The organism is Weissella uvarum (assembly GCF_016908785.1).
In the GTDB taxonomy this organism is placed as follows: domain Bacteria; phylum Bacillota; class Bacilli; order Lactobacillales; family Lactobacillaceae; genus Weissella; species Weissella uvarum.
Genome location: NZ_JAFBEO010000007.1, coordinates 1 through 20460 on the forward strand (window position 1 = coordinate 1; position 20460 = coordinate 20460).

At 39.1% G+C, this 20460-nt stretch carries 17 protein-coding genes, 4 tRNA genes, 1 rRNA gene and 1 other RNA gene; 22 read left to right on the forward strand and 1 reads right to left on the reverse strand.

Annotated elements, in window-relative coordinates:
• From rrf to JOC36_RS07610, 17 genes are all read left to right on the forward strand, one after another.
• Positions 1-94 (forward strand): 5S ribosomal RNA (gene rrf / locus JOC36_RS07530); the annotation flags it as partial.
• Between the two features lie 81 nt (positions 95-175).
• Positions 176-1438: a helicase-related protein gene (locus JOC36_RS07535; RefSeq protein WP_205145885.1), complete on the forward strand. Its 1263-nt coding sequence runs from the start codon at positions 176-178 to the stop codon at positions 1436-1438.
• Positions 1401-2105 carry a ComF family protein gene (locus tag JOC36_RS07540; protein ID WP_205145886.1) on the forward strand — a complete coding sequence of 235 codons (705 nt, stop codon included), beginning with the start codon at positions 1401-1403 and terminating at the stop codon, positions 2103-2105. The genes JOC36_RS07535 and JOC36_RS07540 overlap by 38 nt, the downstream gene beginning before the upstream one ends.
• A gap of 94 nt (positions 2106-2199) precedes the next feature.
• A complete protein-coding gene (gene hpf, locus JOC36_RS07545; protein ID WP_205145887.1) occupies positions 2200-2751 on the forward strand; it encodes a ribosome hibernation-promoting factor, HPF/YfiA family in 552 nt (183 codons plus the stop codon).
• 147 nt (positions 2752-2898) lie between these two features.
• Positions 2899-3339, forward strand: a complete 441-nt coding sequence (locus JOC36_RS07550) for a hypothetical protein (RefSeq protein ID WP_205145888.1) — start codon at positions 2899-2901, stop codon at positions 3337-3339.
• Positions 3340-3358: 19 nt separating this feature from the next.
• Positions 3359-5524, forward strand: coding sequence for a Tex family protein (locus tag JOC36_RS07555; RefSeq protein WP_205145889.1), 2166 nt, complete (start codon positions 3359-3361; stop codon positions 5522-5524).
• A gap of 61 nt (positions 5525-5585) precedes the next feature.
• Positions 5586-5939, forward strand: coding sequence for a hypothetical protein (locus JOC36_RS07560; protein WP_205145890.1), 354 nt, complete (start codon positions 5586-5588; stop codon positions 5937-5939).
• 76 nt (positions 5940-6015) lie between these two features.
• A tRNA-Leu gene (locus JOC36_RS07565) sits at positions 6016-6100 on the forward strand.
• A 480-nt stretch (positions 6101-6580) separates the two neighbouring features.
• On the forward strand, positions 6581-8836 hold the full coding sequence (locus JOC36_RS07570; protein WP_420825623.1) for a heavy metal translocating P-type ATPase: 2256 nt from the start codon (positions 6581-6583) through the stop codon (positions 8834-8836).
• Positions 8837-8971: 135 nt separating this feature from the next.
• Positions 8972-9061 (forward strand) — tRNA-Ser (locus JOC36_RS07575).
• A gap of 12 nt (positions 9062-9073) precedes the next feature.
• Positions 9074-9147: transfer RNA gene (locus JOC36_RS07580), tRNA-Met, on the forward strand.
• Between the two features lie 5 nt (positions 9148-9152).
• A tRNA-Ser gene (locus JOC36_RS07585) sits at positions 9153-9242 on the forward strand.
• Between the two features lie 71 nt (positions 9243-9313).
• Positions 9314-10900, forward strand: a complete 1587-nt coding sequence (locus tag JOC36_RS07590) for an HAD family hydrolase (protein WP_205145891.1) — start codon at positions 9314-9316, stop codon at positions 10898-10900.
• Positions 10901-11046: 146 nt separating this feature from the next.
• Complete coding sequence (rny, locus tag JOC36_RS07595; protein ID WP_205145892.1) at positions 11047-12609, forward strand: ribonuclease Y; 1563 nt, start codon at positions 11047-11049, stop codon at positions 12607-12609.
• 109 nt (positions 12610-12718) lie between these two features.
• On the forward strand, positions 12719-12955 hold the full coding sequence (locus tag JOC36_RS07600; protein WP_205145893.1) for a hypothetical protein: 237 nt from the start codon (positions 12719-12721) through the stop codon (positions 12953-12955).
• Positions 12955-13191, forward strand: coding sequence for a DUF2922 family protein (locus JOC36_RS07605; protein ID WP_205145894.1), 237 nt, complete (start codon positions 12955-12957; stop codon positions 13189-13191). Before JOC36_RS07600 ends, JOC36_RS07605 begins: the two co-directional genes overlap by 1 nt.
• Before the next feature lie 176 nt (positions 13192-13367).
• A complete protein-coding gene (locus tag JOC36_RS07610; protein WP_205145895.1) occupies positions 13368-13814 on the forward strand; it encodes a hypothetical protein in 447 nt (148 codons plus the stop codon).
• A 37-nt stretch (positions 13815-13851) separates the two neighbouring features.
• On the opposite strand, the gene JOC36_RS07615 is transcribed toward JOC36_RS07610, so the two are convergent.
• Entirely contained in the window at positions 13852-14838 is a 987-nt protein-coding gene (locus JOC36_RS07615) for a GMP reductase (protein WP_205145896.1), read from the reverse strand.
• Between the two features lie 174 nt (positions 14839-15012).
• Between JOC36_RS07615 and ssrA the strand changes: the two genes are divergently transcribed.
• The 5 genes from ssrA (at position 15013) to JOC36_RS07640 (ending at position 20444) form a co-directional block, all read left to right on the forward strand.
• Positions 15013-15375, forward strand: a transfer-messenger RNA (tmRNA) gene (gene ssrA, locus JOC36_RS07620).
• A gap of 221 nt (positions 15376-15596) precedes the next feature.
• Positions 15597-15770, forward strand: coding sequence for a hypothetical protein (locus JOC36_RS07625; protein ID WP_205145897.1), 174 nt, complete (start codon positions 15597-15599; stop codon positions 15768-15770).
• 284 nt (positions 15771-16054) lie between these two features.
• Complete coding sequence (locus JOC36_RS07630; protein ID WP_205145898.1) at positions 16055-17320, forward strand: DUF805 domain-containing protein; 1266 nt, start codon at positions 16055-16057, stop codon at positions 17318-17320.
• Between the two features lie 20 nt (positions 17321-17340).
• Positions 17341-18945 carry a DUF805 domain-containing protein gene (locus tag JOC36_RS07635; RefSeq protein WP_205145899.1) on the forward strand — a complete coding sequence of 535 codons (1605 nt, stop codon included), beginning with the start codon at positions 17341-17343 and terminating at the stop codon, positions 18943-18945.
• A gap of 71 nt (positions 18946-19016) precedes the next feature.
• Positions 19017-20444: a hypothetical protein gene (locus JOC36_RS07640; protein WP_205145900.1), complete on the forward strand. Its 1428-nt coding sequence runs from the start codon at positions 19017-19019 to the stop codon at positions 20442-20444.
• Positions 20445-20460: the final 16 nt, after the last annotated feature.

Genomic DNA, 20460 nt, shown 5'->3' on the forward strand with positions numbered 1-20460 from the left:
CACACCTGTTCCCATACCGAACACAGAAGTTAAGCTCAATAGCGCCGAAAGTAGTTGGAGGATCTCTTCCTGCGAGGATAGGACGTCGCAATGCGAACTAGAAAGTCGTCAGTAATGACGGCTTTTTTTGTGTCTTAAAATAAATTTGACGTCTATATCTAAAGGAACCATCAATTTGGAAAAATATGGACGTTTAGAAGCAACATTAGATAACAATAGTATCACTGGTGTGGCAATGCCTGCCATTAGAAATGGTTTTTGCCAAAGGTGTGCAGTTAACATTAAAGATAGCTGGCGTTTACCAAGTGGTCTAAGCTACTGTTGGCATTGTGCTAAATATGGCAGACTAACAGAACAGCATTATTTATATGGAGTATCTGAACCGCATAAATTTGACGCTGAGCAGGTTCAATGTACTTGGTCAGGTAAACTTACTACTGAACAATCAAAACTATCAGAGGACTTATTAGAGGGCATCAAAGCTAAACAAGATCAATTAATATTTGCAGTAACAGGCGCTGGTAAAACAGAAATGCTATATTCAAGTTTGACATACTGTATTAATAAAAAATTTCGCATCGCATATCTTTCACCAAGAATCGATGTTGTGCAAGAAATTGCAGCACGCATTATGAAATATTATGATGTTAGTTTTACGATGTTACATGGCGAAATTAAGGATACTTTTCAGTATCAACAGATAACCTTCGCTTCCGTGCATCAAATGTATAAATTTTATCATGCGTTTGATTTAATAGTAGTTGATGAGGCAGATGCGTTTCCCTTATCTGGTGATTCATCATTGTGGTATGCACTAGCTCAAGCCAGAAGTGATCAAAGTGTGATGATATACATGACGGCGACCTTGAGCCAAGATTTAAAAAAATTGATGGAACGAAAGCAGTTGCAAGTTCACACGGTATTGAAGCGATTTCATGGACAAGATTTACCAAATTTCAAATTGAATTTAATATTGCTTCATTGGAAAAAAAGACTTCCTTTAGATTTAAAACATAAATTATCACAGAAAAAGGCTCCCTGGCTGATATTTGTACCGGTTATTACTGACTTAGCACGTTTAAAAGAACTATTAGAACATTGGAAGCTGGGATTGAACATCGTTATTATCTCATCTAAGCATGGGCAGAGGAGAAAATTAGTTGAAGCTTTTAAAGTAGGGACAATTGATGTTGTATGTACCACCATTATTTTGGAAAGAGGTTTGACTATACCTAATGTCCAGGTGTGCATTTTAGGTGTTGAAGATGGAAAGTATACGGATGAGACCCTGTTACAAATAGCGGGCAGAAGTGGTAGAGATCCACAATACCCAGATGGAAACTTAATCATTTATTGTCAAGAACTTACAAAGCAAATGCAAAGGATTGTAAAAACGATCGATGACATTAATAGGAATAGATTTTTGTCAACTATGTGATGAAGAAATACCATTTAGTGAAATATTTAAAGGTCAACTAATATTTCAAAATCGAATTGTTTGTGAAAAGTGTATGCGACAGTTTAAGACATTTAAACAACTTTGCTGTAGTGATTGTGGTGGAAAAGTTGCAAAGGCACAACGAACATGTTTGGAGTGTTTAACATGGCAAAAATATCTTGGCTTTAGAACTAATAATATTGCTGTTTTTATGTATAACGAGATAATGCAAAATTATTTAACACGATATAAATTTCAAGGTGGCTACCATTTATCAAAGCTTTTTCGAAGAGCAATTTGGCATAAAATTTATCAACAGAAGGCAGAGATTGTTGTACCAATTCCTGTTCATGAAATTACGTACCAACAGAGGGGATATAACCAAGTTGAAGGCATCCTTGGGACTAATTTTACGCGCCTTCTAACCAAGGCAATTTTTGCAGAACCGCAAAGTAAAAAGACGAAACTAGAGAGACTGGATACCAGTAACCCGTTTAGGATTGATTCACAAGTATCAGTCAGTTTGGAAACAAAAATTTGTTTAGTGGATGACGTCTATACGACGGGAAGAACGTTGAGACATGCATATAATACGCTACGACAGGTGGGATTTACGCAGCTCAATTCGGTGACGCTAGCTCGTTCAGGTTTTATGAGGGAAGTTTAATAAAACTGGTAAACATGGTAAAATAAACATACCAAATATAATTTGGTTGAGTTTAAACTTTGTCATACCTACGGGTATAGATTGGAGCGACACTATGTTAGATTATCAGATTCGTGGTTTAAATTTTGACGTGACCGAGGCCATTCAAGCATATGTTGAAAAGCGAATGGCACGACTTGAAAAGTATTTGGATGATGCTGAAAGCTATCCGGTACGCGTAAAGTTAGGTGGTCATAAAAGTGATCGAACTTACCAAGCTGAGGTAACAGTCCAGCTACCAGAGTTGGTGCTTCGTGCCGAAGATACTGAAGATGATTTATATGCAGCTATTGATATGGTTGTTGACAAGTTAGAGCGCCAGATTAAGAAGTATAAGACTAAAATCAATCGTAAATTACGTAAGCAAGGTATTCCAGACTTGAATGAAGTCGAGAGCGATGTCGATCAGGCTGAAAATACTGATGAACTACCAATTGTTCGTAAGAAGACAGTTGAGTTGAAACCAATGGACCCACAAGAGGCAGTCTTGCAGATGGAGCTTTTGGGACATGATTTCTTCATTTTCTTGAATGCTGAAAATGAATTACCAGCAGTAGTGTACAAGCGTAAGGATGGGCAATACGCTTTGTTGGACACTGATAATTAAATATCTATTTTAGTAAAGGGGCATCTTTAAAAATTGAAGATGCCTCTTTATTTGTATTTTGTTTGGAAAATTTTGTCTTTATTTAGGTCAGCATAAGCGAAGTTAAGTAAGGTATAATAATGAAAAGATCTAAAAGGAGTATTAATCATGAAAAAATCATTTGTAAGCCCACAACAATATGCAATGATGATTGGGGATATTGCACAATTAACTGAAGAAACCGGTGAAAAGACTTCTCCTTTTTTCGAAAAACTCGATGAGGCATTAAAGGCTGAAAAATTATCTGACTTAGATAAGGCAGAATTTCAAGATATTGCAGCAGCCTTTGAGGATGCCGTTGACGTTTATCAAGATGCTGCTAAAAAGTTACATGAATTGAAGGCGCCAGCTCGTATCTTGGGGATGCACAAGACTTTGGCACAAATCTATCAAGATTATGCGGATGCAACAAAAGAAATGGCTGACTCACTTGATGTTGATAAGCAAGCCGTTGATTTAGATGCTTTCCGTGATTCAGAAGAAAAGCAAAATGATTTGATTACAAAATTTGGTGCTCAAATTCGTCGTGTGATGATGTCAGCAATGTAGTTTGGATAAGGCAGTAAAAATGACAAACGAATTAAACAGTAAGGTCGCACAAACATTGGATATTCCGCAGAAAAAAGTGGATGCAGTTCAAGAACTTTTAGCAGACGGTAATACAGTCCCATTTATTGCACGTTATCGTAAAGAAGCTACAGGTAACTTGGATGAAGTACAAATTCGCGATATCCAAACCATGGCTAAAAAATTTGAAGATTTGAATGCGCGAAAAGCTACAGTTGAAAAGGCAATCAAAGAACAAAACGCTTGGACACCTACGCTTGAAAAGGCACTTGCTTCAGCTGAAAATTTACAAGCTGTAGAAGATATTTATTTACCATATAAGCAAAAGCGCCGGACCAAGGCAACAATTGCTAAAGAAGCTGGCTTAATGCCACTGGCTAAAATCGTACAAATGTTCCCAGCTGATGGGCTTTCAGATAAAATTACAACATTCATTAATCCTGAAAAAGGGTTAACTAATGAAAAGGACGTACGTGATGGTGTCCATGAAATTTTTGCCGAAGTCATTGGAGAAAATGCAGGAATTCGTGACTGGGTTCGTAAGTATACAGAAAAGAACGGCCATTTGACAGCTAAGTTGAAGCGAGGTACTGATGAAAAGGACCCACAGCAAGTTTATAAGTTATATTATGAATTTGATGGACCACTTCAACAAGTTGCGAATCACCAAATCTTAGCGATGCATCGTGGTGAAAAAGAAGGTGTCTTAAGTTTAGCGATTAGTGTTGATCAAGACGCCATTGAACGTTATTTGAAGTTCAGGTTGGTTGGACAACATACTGGTGAAGCTGCAGATATTTTGACTGCAGCTGCTAATGATGCATATAAGCGCTTTATTGGACCTGCTATTGAGCGTGAGCTAAAAAAGAACCTTTTTGAACGTGCGGCTGGTGAAGCCATTAAAGTGTTCGGAGAAAATTTGTATCATTTGTTGATGGCAGCTCCTTTGAAGGGAAACGTAGTGCTTGGTTTCGATCCAGGAATTCGTACCGGATCAAAACTAGCAGTTGTGGATGAAAATGGTAAGTTCTTAGAAAAGAGTGTTATCTATCCGCATAAAGCATCAAAGTATGATCCTGTTGGTGCTAAGAAGACGGTGATTGATTTAGTTAAAAAGTATCATGTATCAATTGTTGCGATTGGAAATGGTACTGCAAGTCGTGAATCTCAACAATTTATCGCTGATATTATCAAAAATGATTTACCTGACTTAAAGTATGTTGTTGTCAATGAAGCTGGTGCTTCAGTCTATTCGGCGAGTGATTTGGCACGAGAAGAATTTCCTGACTTACAGGTTGAGCAACGGTCTGCAATTTCGATTGCCCGTCGTCTTCAAGACCCAATGGCAGAGTTGATTAAAATTGATCCGCAAGCGGTTGGTGTTGGACAATATCAACATGATTTGCCAGAAAAAGAAATGAATCAAGAAGTGGACGCGGTTCTGGAAACGGCCGTTAACCAAGTTGGTGTTAATTTGAATACAGCATCACCACAATTGTTGGTGCATGTAGCTGGATTGAACAATACAATTGCGCATAACATTGTGACTTATCGAGATGAAAATGGACCATTTTCAAGTCGAACTGAGTTGAAAAAGGTGCCTAAGTTAGGTAATAAGGCTTTCGAACAGTCGGCTGGATTCTTGAGAATTCCAGATGGCAAGAATATTTTGGACAATACAGATGTACATCCAGAGTCGTACAAGCTAGCTAAAACAGTTTTGGAAATGACGAATACAAAGCCTGGGGTAGCGGCTAAATCAAAGTTAGACCAATTGAATCTAAAGCAAACGGCACAACAATTAGATGTTGGTCTACCTACACTTGAAGATGTTGTTGAATCACTTGAGCATCCTGGACGTGATTTACGTGATGCTGAACCGGGTGCCATTCTGCGTTCAGATGTACTCACTTTGGATGATTTAAAGGTGGGGATGCAATTACAGGGAACAGTACGTAACGTAGTTGACTTTGGAGCCTTTGTTGATATTGGGGTGCATGAAGATGGGCTTGTCCATATTTCACGTCTGGCAAAACGTCGTATTCGGGATCCACATCAAGTTGTTGCGGTGGGAGATATTGTCGATGTTTGGGTTGTTAGCGTTGATAAGCAACGCCAACGCATTGAACTTTCGATGATTGCCCCTCAAGAAGATAAAGAAGCATAAGCTTTTTTTATAAATCTAAGGTATAATAACACTAATTTGATAGAAGAAAGGTGGAAAAGGTATGTCATTGTTAGAAGGATTAGGTAAAATCGTTGCAGGTACTGGTGATATTATCAATTGGGCCGGTAGCAAGTTGCAAGAAGGTGGAGAATACCTTACTCAACCTGAAGCTAAAGATGAAATTAAAGACAAGACAAAACAAACAGCCGGTACTGTAAAAAACACTGTTGTTGATACAGCACAAACTGTTTCACAAAAGGCAACTGGTCTTGGTAAGCAAGTGGCAACTAAGGTTGATTCAAAGCGCAAGGGTGTTGCTAGCAAGGCCGTTGTTGAAGATCTTATGCCAGCTGACAAGCTAAATAAGAAGCCGGTTGCGGTTGAAGTATTGATGCCACATAAGCTAACTAAGTAATTAAATCTGGTCGGTTATCTTGCGTAACAGCATCAATTTTGCTATGATAATTCATGTTGAGTTTTCGACATGAGTTGCGGTCGTGGCGGAATTGGTAGACGCGCAGGATTAAGGATCCTGTGGTAGGTAATACCGTGCGGGTTCGATTCCCGCCGACCGCATCATTGAAGAGGTTATTCGTCTGAATAGCCTCTTTTTTTGTTTTGTCAGAAATGTGTTAAAATATGTAAATTGAAAGCGATAAAGATATCAGAGAGGGGGCATTGTGTTGGAAAATCAAACAAATTGTCAATGTGGATGTTGTTCTGGAACAACGCAGACATTAGCACCGTCAAATGTGTGTGTGACAATTACAGTGACGTGCATTCCGGAAACGGAAGCAGAAGAAGTCGCTATTGCTGATGAGAGTAGCAGCGCTCCCTCTGATAAGCCTCCGTAAATAATTTTGATGACTTTTGAGACGCAAAATTATTTTTAAAGGAGTAAACAAAATGACAAAAGCAGAAGAAAAACAACATATGCATGATGACATGAACATGCCCGCTGATGATACACAACACATGGATCATGAAAATATGTCTCATGATATGAATATGGAAAATGGGCATGAATCAAGCCGCATGAAGCACGAGAATATGCAGATGGCTCATGAAGATGCTCAGTCAAATGATGAACCTATGCAGCATATGCACTCTGAAAATATGGATATGAGCGATGATATGTCTCACGAAAATAGGACAGTGCGTCATCACAGCATGGCGCATGATGCTCACAATGATATGAACATGAGTGGGATGAATCATGAGCATATGGATGGGCAATCTCAAAAGCATGCGGATATGGATATGAGCCAAATGCACCACAATCATATGAACATGGATATGGGTGGCATGGATATGAGTCACATGAATCATGATGATATGATGATGCACGGTGGTCATATGATGCATATGGGGAATATGAAGCGTAAGCTTTGGGTATCCCTTATTCTGACGATTCCAATTATTATCTTCTCGCCGATGATGGGGATGAACTTACCATTTACGGTGACTGGTGTGCCCGGACAAAATTGGTTAGTGCTCATCTTGGGGACGATTCTGTTCTTTTATGGTGGGCAGCCATTCTTTAGCGGAGCTAAGGGAGAATTAGAAGCTAAGAAGCCAGCGATGATGATGCTGATTACTTTGGGAATCAGTGTTGCGTATTTTTACAGTGTATATGCGACAATTATGAATGCTGTTCATCCGAGTGCCCACGTGATGGACTTCTTCTGGGAGCTGGCATCATTAATTGATATCATGTTGATTGGTCACATTGTTGAAATGAACACAGTTATGAAAGCTGGTTCATCCGTAGATGCTTTGGCGCAATTAGTACCTAAGCAAGCGCATATTCAAGAACAAGATGGGCAAACTCGTGATGTTGATCCAAAGGATTTAAAGCCTGGGGATGTTGTTTTAGTTAAGGAAAATGAACGTGTTCCTGCAGATGGGAAAATCCTTTCTGGCTCACCAGTACTAGATGAATCACTGCTAACAGGCGAATCAAAAGGTGTTACTAAGCAAGTAGATGATGAAGTCGTTGGGGGATCACAAAACCAAAATCAATCTTTTACCATGAAGGTGACAAAGGCTGGCGATTCCGGTTATCTTTCACAAGTACAGGCTTTAGTTTCAAATGCGCAAAGTCATAAATCAGATGCTGAAAATCTTGCCGATAAGGTGGCCGGTTGGTTGTTCTATGCGGCAACTGGGATTGCTTTCATTGCTTTGGTGGTCTGGACAATTGCGCGAGGCTTTACCTTCGCTTTGCCAATTGTGGTAACGGTTTTAATTATTGCTTGTCCACACGCTCTCGGATTGGCAATTCCATTGGTTGCCTCGCGAATGACCGGTTTAGCTGCTAAGCATGGGCTATTGATTCAAAATCGAAATGCGTTAGAGTCAATCAATCAAGTGAAATATATCTTAATGGATAAGACTGGTACCTTGACGGAAGGCCATTTCAAAGTACAGAACGTTAAGGTATTGGATGATCAAGTTACCGAAAACGATGTATTACGTTTGGCTGGTGCTTTGGAAAAAGGTAGTACGCATCCATTAGCTCTAGGTATCGTCGAAGCAGCACAAAATGCTGGAATTAGTGATTTTCCAGAGGTCGAGGATTTTGAAAATATTCCTGGTACAGGTGTAACTGGTAAGATTAATGGACATTCAGTTGCGGTTGTGAATGCCAAGTATTTGGATGAACACGAAATTCGCTTTGATCAAACAGCATATACAGCGCAAGCAGAAGCAGGCTACAGTGTTAGTTTCGTTTTGGATGATGACAATGTATTGGCCATGCTTGCCGAAGGGGATGCCATCAAGGCCGGTACAGCTGAATTCATTCAAAGTTTGCAACAGATGGGCTTTGAACCAGTCATGCTAACGGGAGATAATCAGCAAGCTGCACAAAAGGTTGCCAAGCAATTAGGCATTAATAAGGTGCATGCTGAGATGAAGCCAGAGGACAAGATTAAGTATGTAAAGGATTATCAAGAAAAGGCGGGTGCCATGATGGTTGGTGATGGTGTGAATGATTCTCCAGCCCTTGCACAAGCCACGATTGGGGTTGCGATTGGCGCAGGAACAGATGTTGCAATTAGCGCAGCTGATGTTATCTTAGTAAATTCAAAGCCAAGCGATATCCTTAACTTAATTAAGCTTGCCCGCAATACACGCCGTAAGATGATTGAAAATCTATGGTGGGGTGCTGGCTATAACGTCATCGCCTTACCACTAGCGGCTGGTATCTTAATTCCATGGGGCTTCCAGTTAGATCCAATGGTCGGGGCTATTTTGATGTCACTGTCAACGATTATTGTTGCTATCAATGCAATGACCTTAAAAATTTAATTGAAAAGAAAAGCTAGACTAGTTTGGTCTAGCTTTTTTTATGGCGTAAAAACGTGTTAGAATAGGGTTTAGGATATGAGTAGGGATAAATTGTTTGACAATTAAGCAAGCTTCGTGTAATATAATATCTGTTATGGAGGATTACCCAAGTCTGGCTGAAGGGAACGGTCTTGAAAACCGTCAGGTCGGGAAACCGGCGCGTGGGTTCGAATCCCACATCCTCCTTTTTTATATTATCGCGGGTTGGAGCAGTCTGGTAGCTCGTCGGGCCCATAACCCGAAGGTCGTAGGTTCAAATCCTGCACCCGCAATTCATGGAGAATTACCCAAGTCTGGCTGAAGGGAACGGTCTTGAAAACCGTCAGGTCGGGAAACCGGCGCGTGGGTTCGAATCCCACATTCTCCTTAAGTGATAACCGTATCCCATAACCGTGGGGTACGGTTATTTTTATAAATTAAGAAAATGGAGTCAGCAAGATGCGACAAATTCATTATCGATGGTTGGCAGCAGTTGCCTTTATATTAGCAATTATCTCAGGCTTATTTATGCCAATTCTTTGGGGCTGGGATGTTGCGATTGCTTTAGCCCAAGCAAATCTAATTTTGTATCTTTTAGCGGCTGCTGGCGTCTATATTATTGTGGCTGATGGGTTAATCGGTTGGTTAGCTTGGCGTCATCAAAGAGCCGCTGGACATTCTAGTCTATGGATTCCATTATTAGGGCAAACAACTTGGTTTATTCTGACCATTTGGTGTTATATCATGCCCATGCATGCTGATTCATTAAAAACAGTCACTTTACCAATTACAATGTTGGGGATTGGTTTGTTGATGTTAACGATGAATTGGGCGCAAACGGCTGAACATAAAGCGCCTGCTTCTGCGGCAATGGTGCGCTCAACTCGACGTCTATCATGGTTAAGTGTATTATTTGCAAGTTATGGCTTTATTTTCTTTGGTATGATGTGGGATTGGCAAATTGCATTAGCTGTTGCGACTGCATCGCTATTGATTATTGATCCGCGTTGGCCTTTGATTTTTGCGGCTCGTAAACGTGCGCAAGCGATTGAGCAATTAGAAGAAACACGTGTGAAAGTCCATCATCCAGCAGCCTTGGACCGTGTCGGACAATTGCAAGATGTTGTGATGGAAAAGACTGGGGTGCTAACAAGTCGCCACGTGACTGTTTATAATGTGGATAGCTTAGATGATGATTATAGTGATCAAGATATTTTGGCGATTATGGCTGGGCTTGAGCAAGAAGCCTGGGGATTATATGCGGAAGCTTTGCTGAGTTATAGTCATCAAAATGGGGTTTATCCAATTCAAGCACAAGATTTGGAAACAATTCCTTCGGTGGGTGTGCGTGGTACGATTAATGAAGAGACGTATGAGTTAGTTTCAGCTAGTTACGCTCTACATCACCATTATGAATATAATCGACAATGGTTAAAGGATTTGATTGCTTTAGGGAATTCAGTCAGTTTATTAGTATGCCAAGGTAAAGCTGTTGGTGTGGTATCATTTGGGGCCCCACTGATTCGCTCATTAATGGAAACAGATGAATTCTTCGCTAAACAAAAGCTCACAGTTAATATTGCTAGTGCCGATACCAAAGGTTCATTGATGCGCGTGCAAGAAACTATGCAAAGCTTAGGCGAGGTGCACGGTGGCTTGGCGGTTGATGATAAAGAAACCCTGCAACAAGATTGGGCCAATAACAAGTCAACAATGTTTATTACCAATCAAGCGTATCCAGAAGATTATACTGCTGATGTAATTGTTAGTTTTATTGATGATTCACCTCAGACAGATTTGGTAATTGGTAAGTTAGGCGATATTCAGCAAATTTTCCAAACGTCTAAGAAATTACGTCAAATCGATCATCGTACACTTTGGATTTGGCAAGTCATTTTATTGATTTTCATTTTGTTAGCAGCTGGTTTAGAAGTCTTTATCAACTTGTCAAACTCGCTATTACTTTTCGTGCCGATTTTGGCTGTGTTTGTCCGGACGGTACTTACAATGTTGACTCATTATATTGTGAAATTTAATCAAGCTTAATTGCGATGAAAGCAGGTAGTTTCAGTGTTTTACGCGCTTGCTTAAGATTGACATAAGCTGTGGAAAAGTCTAGAATAATAGTTGTGCGCAATGCACAATAATAAACTATGATCAGGACTTCCTGTGAAATAGACGGGAGATATGAGATGAACATTATTTTAATAATGCTTGTGTCGCTTGTCGCAATCGTAATTGGTGCTGTCGTTGGTTATAAATTAGCTGATAAGAAAATCAATCAGCGTTTGGACCAAGCACACCAAAATGCAACAGATATTACGAATCAAGCTAAGGTTGATGCAGAACAAGCTAAAAAGTCTGCATTAGTTGAAGCTCGTGATGAAAGCCAACGTTACCAAGATCGCATTGAATCAGAACTCCAAGACCGTCGGTCTGAAGTTAAGAGTCAAGAAGATCGTTTGGTAAGTCGTGAATCTGTATTGGATCGTAAGGACGCTTCTTTGCAAAAGCGTGAAGAAGTCATTTCAGAGAAAGAAAAGAAGCTGGATCAGCAACGTCAAAGCGTTAATGATAAGATGCAGCGAGCAGATAATTTATTAGATGCTCGTGAAGATAAGCTGGTTGAAGTTGCTCAACTTTCTCGTGAAGATGCTAAGAATCAAATCTTGGCAGAAACTAAGGATGATTTGACTGCCGAACGGGCAGTGATGATCAAGGAAAGTGATGCCCAAGCATCTGCTGAAGCTGATAAGCGCGCCAAGAGTTTGGTGGTTGATGCGATTCAGCGTTCAGCGGCCGATATGGTTGCTGAATCAACAGTGTCAGTGGTTAACTTACCAAATGATGATATGAAGGGACGGATTATTGGCCGTGAAGGTCGTAATATCCGTGCTCTTGAAACAGTGACTGGAATTGATGTGATTATTGATGATACGCCAGAAGCAGTTGTACTAAGTGGTTACGACCCAATTCGTCGTGAAATCGCTAAGAATGCTTTGGAGAAGTTGATTGCTGACGGCCGAATTCATCCTGCTCGGATTGAAGAGATGGTCGAGAAGTCACGTAAGGAAATGGACGAACATATTCGTGAAGTTGGGGAACAGGCTGTCTTCGACCTTGGTCTTCACAATATGCATCCAGACCTTGTCAAAACAGTTGGTCGTCTAAATTATCGTACGAGTTACGGTCAAAACGTTCTTGTCCATTCAATTGAGGTTGCAAAACTAACTGGTCTGTTGGCGGCTGAGTTAGGTGAAGATGTTACGCTTGCTAAGCGCGCAGGATTACTACACGATATTGGTAAAGCTGTCGATCATGATGTTGATGGTTCACACGTGGAGTTGGGAGTTGAAATCGCAACGAAGTACCACGAACGTCCCGAAGTAATTAATGCAATTGCTTCACATCACGGTGATGTTGAACCAGAAAGTGTGATTGCGGAACTTGTTGCTGCGGCAGATTCAATTTCTGCGGCACGTCCAGGAGCCCGTTCTGAATCACTTGAGAATTACGTACAACGCTTAAAGCAATTGGAAGATATTGCTAACAGTTTCAATGGTGTTGAAAAGTCATTTGCCATTCAAGCTGGACGTGAGGTGCGAGTCATTGTTGAACCAGCAGTTATTTCTGATTTGGAAGCAACAGTCTTGTCACATGATATTGCTCAAGAAATTGAAAAAGAACTTGATTACCCAGGACACATTAAGGTAACAGTTATTCGTGAGTCACGTTCGACAGAATATGCGAAATAAAAGTTAATTAAAAGGCACATCCAAGTAGATGTGTCTTTTTTTTGTCCCATTTTTCATTTGGAATCCGTATATAGAGTGTACGCGTACGAAAAACTAAAAAGGATGGTACATGATAATGAAGGTAGCTGGGGCAAAGCAGAATGAATCAAAAACAGTGACTAAAGTAACTTTTACTGGTGGTAAAGAAGATGGTAGTAAAGATATTGTGCGACAAATCTATGTGTTGCCAGAAACTTCATTAGAAAAGTTAAAGTTATTAGGTGATGTTTGGGTGCGCTTAGGGGCTGAGACAAGGATCAAGCAAATTGTGACAACTAAGAAAGACGTAGCGTGGGAGGCAAAATAATGACATATTTAAAAATTACACTGGTGAATGAACAGAAAAAGACAGCTAGTTTAAAACTGCAACAAGTTAATGAAGGTTTGCCAAGTGATGATGTGCGTGATGCTCTAAGACAATTGGCAAAGCTTAATTGCCTCGCTTATAGTAACGGTGAGCCCTTGTGCACAAAATTTATTCAAATTAAGGCTGAATATATTACTGAAACAATCAATCCAACAATCACAGTGGATTTGGCGTAAGATAAAAGCTTGCTAAAATGGATCAGGTATTTTTTTTAAAGCTGAATTGGGCTATAATAGAGATATTCAAAATGTTGTAGAGTTAATGATAAAAAATTTTATTTGAGACATCTGCATTTAAAAAGGCCTCCATTCGCGCTGGAGGTCTTTTTTTGTGCACTATGGAGGAATTTTCCTTGGACTTAATTGAATTTAAACCAATGATTGGTGGAGTTTTGAAGGCAGGCGGTGTGACGTACAGTGATGCGCGCTATGATGATTATTTTCAAGAGCTATGGGTGCTTGTGTGGCATCGTTTACTTGAGACATCAGAATTAGAAGCACATAAAAACAATAAGTTGTTTCGCTTATTACTATGGCGTTTAAAAGACTTGCAACGATGTGATTGGCGACATCAGAATCGGTGGGCTGATATGAATGAAATTGAAAACATGGTTTATGAGGATGATCATCCCCAAATATGGGAACAAATTAAATATCAGTTGGATCCAACATTGCAGCCAATTTTTCAGCATGTTTTAGATTTTCCAGAGATGACGTTACAGAAACGAAGTGAACGATTAAATGTTCACCGAAAGACTTTGCGTCGGCGTTTAGATGCCATTGGACAATATATTAAATAAAAAAGGATAGAGCCAATTGCTCTATCCTTTTTAGCTATTAACGATTATCACCGTTCGTCACAGTGTTACGAACGATAACTGATTCAACCTTGGTCAAATCGTGCAATTCACGGCCACCACCGTAAGAGATGGCTGATTGTAAGTCTTCTTGCATTTCACGAAGGGTGTCATAGATGCTACCACGAAGTGGCACCATTAATTTTTTACCTTCAACGTTACGATATTCACCCTTTTGGAATTGTGAGGCTGAGCCAAAGTATGTTTTATATTTAGCGCCATCCATTTCAATAACATCCCCAGGACCTTCTTCATGTCCAGCGAAGAGTGAGCCAATCATTACCATGCTAGCCCCGAAAGCAATTGATTTGGCAATGTCACCGTTGTAACGAATACCACCATCAGCGACGATCGGTTTAGTAGCAACTTCGGCACATTGTTGAATGGCGGCCAATTGCCAACCAGCAGTTCCAAAACCAGTCTTTAGTTTTGTGATGCAGGCCATTCCAGGACCAACGCCAACTTTGGTAGCATCAGCACCAGCTGATTCAAGGGCTTGCACGGCATCGGGAGTAGCAACATTACCGGCAATGACGAATGTATCAGGCAATTTTGATTTCAAATATTGAATCATGTCAATTACAGAATCGCTGTAGCCATGGGCGATATCAATTGTGACATATTCAGGATTTAATCCTTCAGCAGCTAATTCATCAATGAAAGTATATTCATCATCCTTCACACCAACAGAAATTGAAGCAAAAGTACCAGCTTCATGGGCATCTCGGATAAATTGGGCCCGCATTGCTGGTTCAAAACGGTGCATCACGTAAAAATAACCTTGTTGCCCAAGTGCAATTGCTAAAGGTTCGTTAATCACTGTTTGCATATTGGCGGGAACGACCGGTAATTTAAAGGTCTTAGGACCGAAAGTGATTTCAGTGTTTGCTTCACTACGGCTCTTTAAGACACATTTTTTGGGAATGAGTTGAATATCTTCATAATCGAATAGATTTGCTTCTGGCATGAGACACCTCGTTAATGTTCGTGTTTTAGTTATTTAGTAGTTGCTTTAGCAACCAATAAAAGATTATAAACGAACTAAATTAAAATAACAATCGTTTTTAATCTTTTTATCCAAACAATTTTAACAAAACATGCTAATAAATCCGAAGTCTGCTATAATAGAATGATATTAAACGGGGTCGTTACGGAATCGACTGGTGTTGTTTGAGCTAGTATGGCGCTTAGGGGTTGTGTCCCTTAAAACCACTCAGATGAATTAACTGCAAAAAATTCAAATAACTACGCAGTCGCTGCCTAAAAAACAGCACGCGTGATCATCTTTAACTGTGATTGTCGGTTAGCTGATGGTTCTATAATTTAACAATCTGCGCCTGATGTTCTACGATTGGGGATGTCAGGAAAAGGATAATCAATCTAGCAAGTTGATCGCCTTGTGATGCGGCGTGCAGCTTGCGAATTTTAAATCGCATGACTATGAGCGTAGAGGTATTAGTGGCAAGATGCTAGGACAGGGGTTCGACTCCCCTCGGCTCCATAATATAAAAACGTCATTCTGTTATAGAGTGACGTTTTTTTTTGGTCGTTTTTAACTGAGCCATAGGCAATGTTGAGCTTAATAAGCCGTTAGATATGATAGTTGGGAATAAAAGTACAGGAATCGATAATAAGGTATAGTTCCTTATTAAAAATAAAGATTGTGTCTATAGTTGTTGATATGGGACAATATATACAAATACTGATTAAGTACAATTAAAGTTAATGCGAGATGTTAATTTAAAGGAGAAAGCGATGATTCCTGCCTTAGTTGCAAAAGTGGCCAGTGGGGTCGTGTTAGTAGTAGAGAAGTCAAAAAATGTAGATGGTAAAAAAGCATTGTTGATTGCTGTTCCATCAGGGATGGCTGTTGGTGCAATTGTTGCCGTTATTTTTTAATATCCTGAAACTGGTTGAGCAACGTAATAAAGCTTAACCAGTTTTATTTTTGTTATTTAATTGATTGATAGATGGATTTTCAATGAACTATGATTTCGAATATATTGGGTGATCTAGCAATCTCTTGAAGTTGTTTGTGTCACAATTCAGGGTTAAGAATCATTACATAAGATTTAATGGAATAAACTATCTTACAAGATGGTTAGAATATGGATTTTACTATTGCTTTCAGGTTATCAGACCTAATAAACTAAGTTGACTGAAAAAGAAAATGGGGAGTTGTCATGTGGAAGCAAGCTTTATGGAGCTATTGGAACAAAGCGTTTGATTTCGAAGATAAGACGGAGCGAGCGCCTTTTTGGATTGGCTATATTGGTAATTATTATATTATTCGACCGATATTAAGTGTCATTCTTTATCTGATACTTTCTTTTTTGTGTGGGGTGTTACCTTACTTAATTGATGGATCAAATGAACTTTTTTGGAGCGCTGGTTATTATGTAATTTGGCTTATATTTTCCTGGCTGACTTGCACATTAATGTTTGTGATTCCTACATTTGCGCTTAAAGTGCGCCGATTACGTGATGCTGGATTTCATCCTCTGTGGGTTTTATTAACGATATTTCCAATCTTGCAACTTATTGTTTTTATCATGTTATTTTTCCCAACAAAGAAAACTGATAATCAACAAGTAAACCTCACAGCAGACCCAGACATTCCTAAAAATACCAGCAAGGTAAATAAAGTAGAGGAAACCCGAAAAAACAATCAGCTTAGTGATGCTAATCAACAGGTATCGCGATTGCGGAAGCCTTATCAAAGTGAAAATTTTCAATCGAAAGTGAAGTTTGATGGAGATAAAACGCATGTAGGACGAAATGATGCTCTTGAAGAGAGTCCTTCTGATGAAAAATTTCATCAAAAATCTCCTCTAACTGATTTCAAGACTGTTTTGAACGTCAATGGGGATCGCAAAGTTACAAACACGCCAGAGAATCTTGTGGTTAAGGAGAGCCATGATAAAGACGGTGAAGCGAAGAACCTGGTTGAATCTCTCGTTGACAATGCTTATGGTATTTATGATATTTTGGAAAAAATGAATCCAGCTGGAGAGTATCAAGAAGTATGGCTGATTGAAAAATTGACATCAGAGTACATAGACATCTCTATTTGGTATCGTGCAGATGGCCACTTAGAGATTATCGATAGTGATGATCAGGCCTTAAGTACACAATTAATAGGACAAGTTGCAAAAGTAAAGGAAATTTTTGAAGCATATGGTACGCCGTTATTTAATCAAATGATTATCCGCTTCGAAAAAGGAAATCCGGTTTTGCCATATACGGATTTTGATTATATTGACTGGGACGAGCGTGGATATGATGATGAGGAACAAAGGAATTATTATATTGCAACGACAGTTGGACTCGAGTATTTAAACATGACGTTAGATGAACGAGCACAAGTTTGGATGGAGACGCGGCAAATGGAAAAAATTGCAGGCACATATGATAAGATTTATTCGCGTGAAGGCAAACATGCACGATAGTTTAGGAAATGGAGTTTAGTATGGAAGCGGTTATTGAATTTTGGCAAAAGATGTTTGATTATACAGACAGAACCAGACGAAAAGACTTTTGGTTAGGATCAATTGTTAATGCTATCTTAGTATTATTTGCTGCGTCTGTGGTTACATTTGTATTGTTAATGATTGCCTTAAATATAGTTGAGGATGAAAATCAGTCTGATTTAGTTATCACAGTAGTTTTCATCGTTATTTTTGGTTTAGGTTATGTTGTTTACTTGTTGGCTAATTTAGCGGCTGGGGTACGGCGATTACGTGATGCTGGATTGAATCCATGGTGGATTTTATTGAAATTTGTACCAGTTGTACGTTTGTCAGTCTTGGTGATGCATTGTTTCCCAAGTGTTTATGATGATGAATATGATTGGACGGAGAAGGATTATTCAGATGATTATTTTGCCAATGAGGAGGCGCGACCTTCGAATTTTGACTATGCTGATAAGACTTTTGCTCAACGGATTGAGCCAGCCACAGATAGTGATTCGATTAATCGCAGTACTGTTGTTTCAAATGAAAATTCAAAACAAGCTTTTCCAAGAACACAGACCAAATCGGATGATGTACCAAGGGTTCAGGAAGAAGAGAAACAGCCCGTAAACATCCAGGTTGATGAAACACAAACGCCTGAAGTAACATCTGAATCAATTGACCAACAAAAATTTGCCATGCAGGATGAATTTAAAGTTTTGATGCCAATCTTTAATGAATTGGAATTAGATCAGGTGTCATTTGATGAATTTGGTCGGGAAGTCTTAGCAAATTATTATTATGGTTTATTATCTGCATTAGCCGATAATGAAATGATTAATGATGGCATTAAAAATAGCGAATTTAAAGCGCGTTTGGTTGAAGTATTTGATTATTCAAAGGAAGATGCTGAAAACTTAGCAAATAAAATTATTGAGACTACTAATAATCAAGTTGAATATATTTATAATCATGGTTATGACCAGTATGAGAATCTCGAAGAAGATCAAATGAACGCCGTCTTACAGGATTTTAAGCAACTGGTTGTAGATCTAAAAGCCACAGCAGATAACTCAACACAGGACACTGACGATAATGACAAAATTGATATGTCAGTCGAAAAATTATTCGTGTCTAATCAAGAAACTGATAGTTTGGCGGTTCCTGAACTCAACCAAAACTTGTTAGACGAATTTATTCATAATGATTGGTTTAGCCAATATGCCCATTTTGATATGTTTGAGTTGCAAAAGTTAATTGAGCAATGGGATATGCCTGACTTTAAAACCCTTGATACAAATGAAAGACGTGCAGTAATGGATGCGGCAGATGGATCTTGGAATGCCTTGGTTGATGAATTAGATACGGATTATTTGCAACGAATTGGGAATGCACTGACTATTGGAATGGGTACTTTAACCGATGAGCATCCTGATCTGGCTGAAGAATTGATTCAACGAGTTGTTCCAGAGATTGCAATGATTTGTTTAACTGATGCGTATTTTGATTTGAAAGAATATCCTTATTATGATGAATTATGCTCAATCTTGTTAGATGGATATTTGTACACGGCGTGGCATGGTGAATATCCACATGGTCGGTTTGGTATTTATACGAACTAGTTGGTGAACCGGTTAGTTTAAATGTATTGTTAAAGAGCCGGTATTTTAATCGGCAAGGCTGGAGGTAGAATATGGTGTTTGAGAAAAGAAAACAGAAGAAAGCTTTAGCGGAGGCGGATGAACGGATTATTCTACGGCCAATTTTTAAAATTATGAAATTGGACGAAATCAATTTGGATACTGAAGGTCTAGAAGCATTAGCTGGTTATTATTATGGCATGCTCCAACATTTAGCAGATCAAGAAGGGGCCGCTTACAAGATTCTATATAATGAGTTTTGGGAACGGCTGAATATGTATGAAGATTTTGACTATTCATTTTCGTATAGTACGTCATTTGCAGATAACATTGATGATTATATCTCAGATGATCGTTTTCCAATGAATATGAAGATATACGAGCATGGATATGCAGCTCTTGAAAAAATGCAGGCTCGTGATTATGAGCCTGTAAAAAGTGATTATCAAGCTTTGATGGATGAATTAATGGAATATGATGACGTTGTTGTGTTCTATAGTGACAGTCAATGGCATCTTGATGAAGCGCGCTTTGAAAAAATTAACAACCAACAGCTTTGGAAGCCTATTCGGAATGAATTAAAATTGCATTCGTTTGCAAATAGTTATGAAGAACGCATAGCCCTAGGTGCTTTTTATATTGGGCTAATCGATTTTCTAGCAGATGATTTAGAAATCGATGAGGATTCGCGTGACGATGAGGTTGCTGTGGGCTTGGTAGAATTTTTTGATTATTCAGATGATCAAGCCGAGGCCTTTGTAGAGCGTGCTGATGATCGTATTGAAGACGGGGAACCACTAGCTGCAAAATTTTATCAATTAGGGCGAGCTTCATATTCAGATATGAAAAAGCGCAACTTTGCAGCGGTAAAGCAGAATTATTTACAATTGTGGCAACAAGTTAAGCAAGCAAATGCTGCTGAGAATGGTGAAGTGGAATCAAGTTCTGACTATAATGAGGACGAATACCAGGTTGAACAACTACCGGCGGAGTTAGAAGACTTTAATGAACAATTGACTGATTATGTTGACAGCATTTATGAACTTGCATCGAAGGCATCCCAAGGTCATGAATATCAGACGCTTTATTTTTGGGGACAAGTCTCAGGAGAATTTGCTAGAGCTGAATTTTGGTTTATTGATGCTAACGAGCAGTATATCTTTGCCTCAAATGACCTAGCCAATTATTTTGATCAATTATCTGGTGAAGTACGTTCTATGTCGGAATTATTTTCAGAAAATGATATGCGTTCTTTTCAAAATATGTTAATTACTTATACTGTAACGGATGATGTTGATGTAAATATTAATTTTGACTATTTTGATTGGTTAAAAATCGGGTTTGACGATTTAGATTGTGTCAATTACTATGTGGTTAATACAGTAGGTTCAGACTACGTCAGGGGTACTCCAGATAAAAAGAATATGCATTTAGAACAAGTTTATAAAATGCAGGAGTATGCAAAAACGCATGATGAATAGATGCTTTGAAGAGTAG

Bases quoted from the DNA above. Each gene is read 5' to 3' on its own strand.
- JOC36_RS07615 (WP_205145896.1), bottom strand. From the start codon at position 14,838: ATGCCAGAAGCAAATCTATTCGATTATGAAGATATTCAACTCATTCCC.
- JOC36_RS07570 (WP_420825623.1), top strand. From the start codon at position 6,581: ATGGCTCATGAAGATGCTCAGTCAAATGATGAACCTATGCAGCATATG.
- JOC36_RS07600 (WP_205145893.1), top strand. From the start codon at position 12,719: ATGATAATGAAGGTAGCTGGGGCAAAGCAGAATGAATCAAAAACAGTG.
- JOC36_RS07555 (WP_205145889.1), top strand. From the start codon at position 3,359: ATGACAAACGAATTAAACAGTAAGGTCGCACAAACATTGGATATTCCG.
- JOC36_RS07605 (WP_205145894.1), top strand. From the start codon at position 12,955: ATGACATATTTAAAAATTACACTGGTGAATGAACAGAAAAAGACAGCT.
- rny (WP_205145892.1), top strand. From the start codon at position 11,047: ATGAACATTATTTTAATAATGCTTGTGTCGCTTGTCGCAATCGTAATT.
- JOC36_RS07590 (WP_205145891.1), top strand. From the start codon at position 9,314: ATGCGACAAATTCATTATCGATGGTTGGCAGCAGTTGCCTTTATATTA.
- JOC36_RS07640 (WP_205145900.1), top strand. From the start codon at position 19,017: ATGGTGTTTGAGAAAAGAAAACAGAAGAAAGCTTTAGCGGAGGCGGAT.
- JOC36_RS07630 (WP_205145898.1), top strand. From the start codon at position 16,055: ATGTGGAAGCAAGCTTTATGGAGCTATTGGAACAAAGCGTTTGATTTC.
- JOC36_RS07625 (WP_205145897.1), top strand. From the start codon at position 15,597: ATGCGAGATGTTAATTTAAAGGAGAAAGCGATGATTCCTGCCTTAGTT.
- JOC36_RS07635 (WP_205145899.1), top strand. From the start codon at position 17,341: ATGGAAGCGGTTATTGAATTTTGGCAAAAGATGTTTGATTATACAGAC.
- JOC36_RS07540 (WP_205145886.1), top strand. From the start codon at position 1,401: ATGACATTAATAGGAATAGATTTTTGTCAACTATGTGATGAAGAAATA.
- hpf (WP_205145887.1), top strand. From the start codon at position 2,200: ATGTTAGATTATCAGATTCGTGGTTTAAATTTTGACGTGACCGAGGCC.
- JOC36_RS07550 (WP_205145888.1), top strand. From the start codon at position 2,899: ATGAAAAAATCATTTGTAAGCCCACAACAATATGCAATGATGATTGGG.
- JOC36_RS07560 (WP_205145890.1), top strand. From the start codon at position 5,586: ATGTCATTGTTAGAAGGATTAGGTAAAATCGTTGCAGGTACTGGTGAT.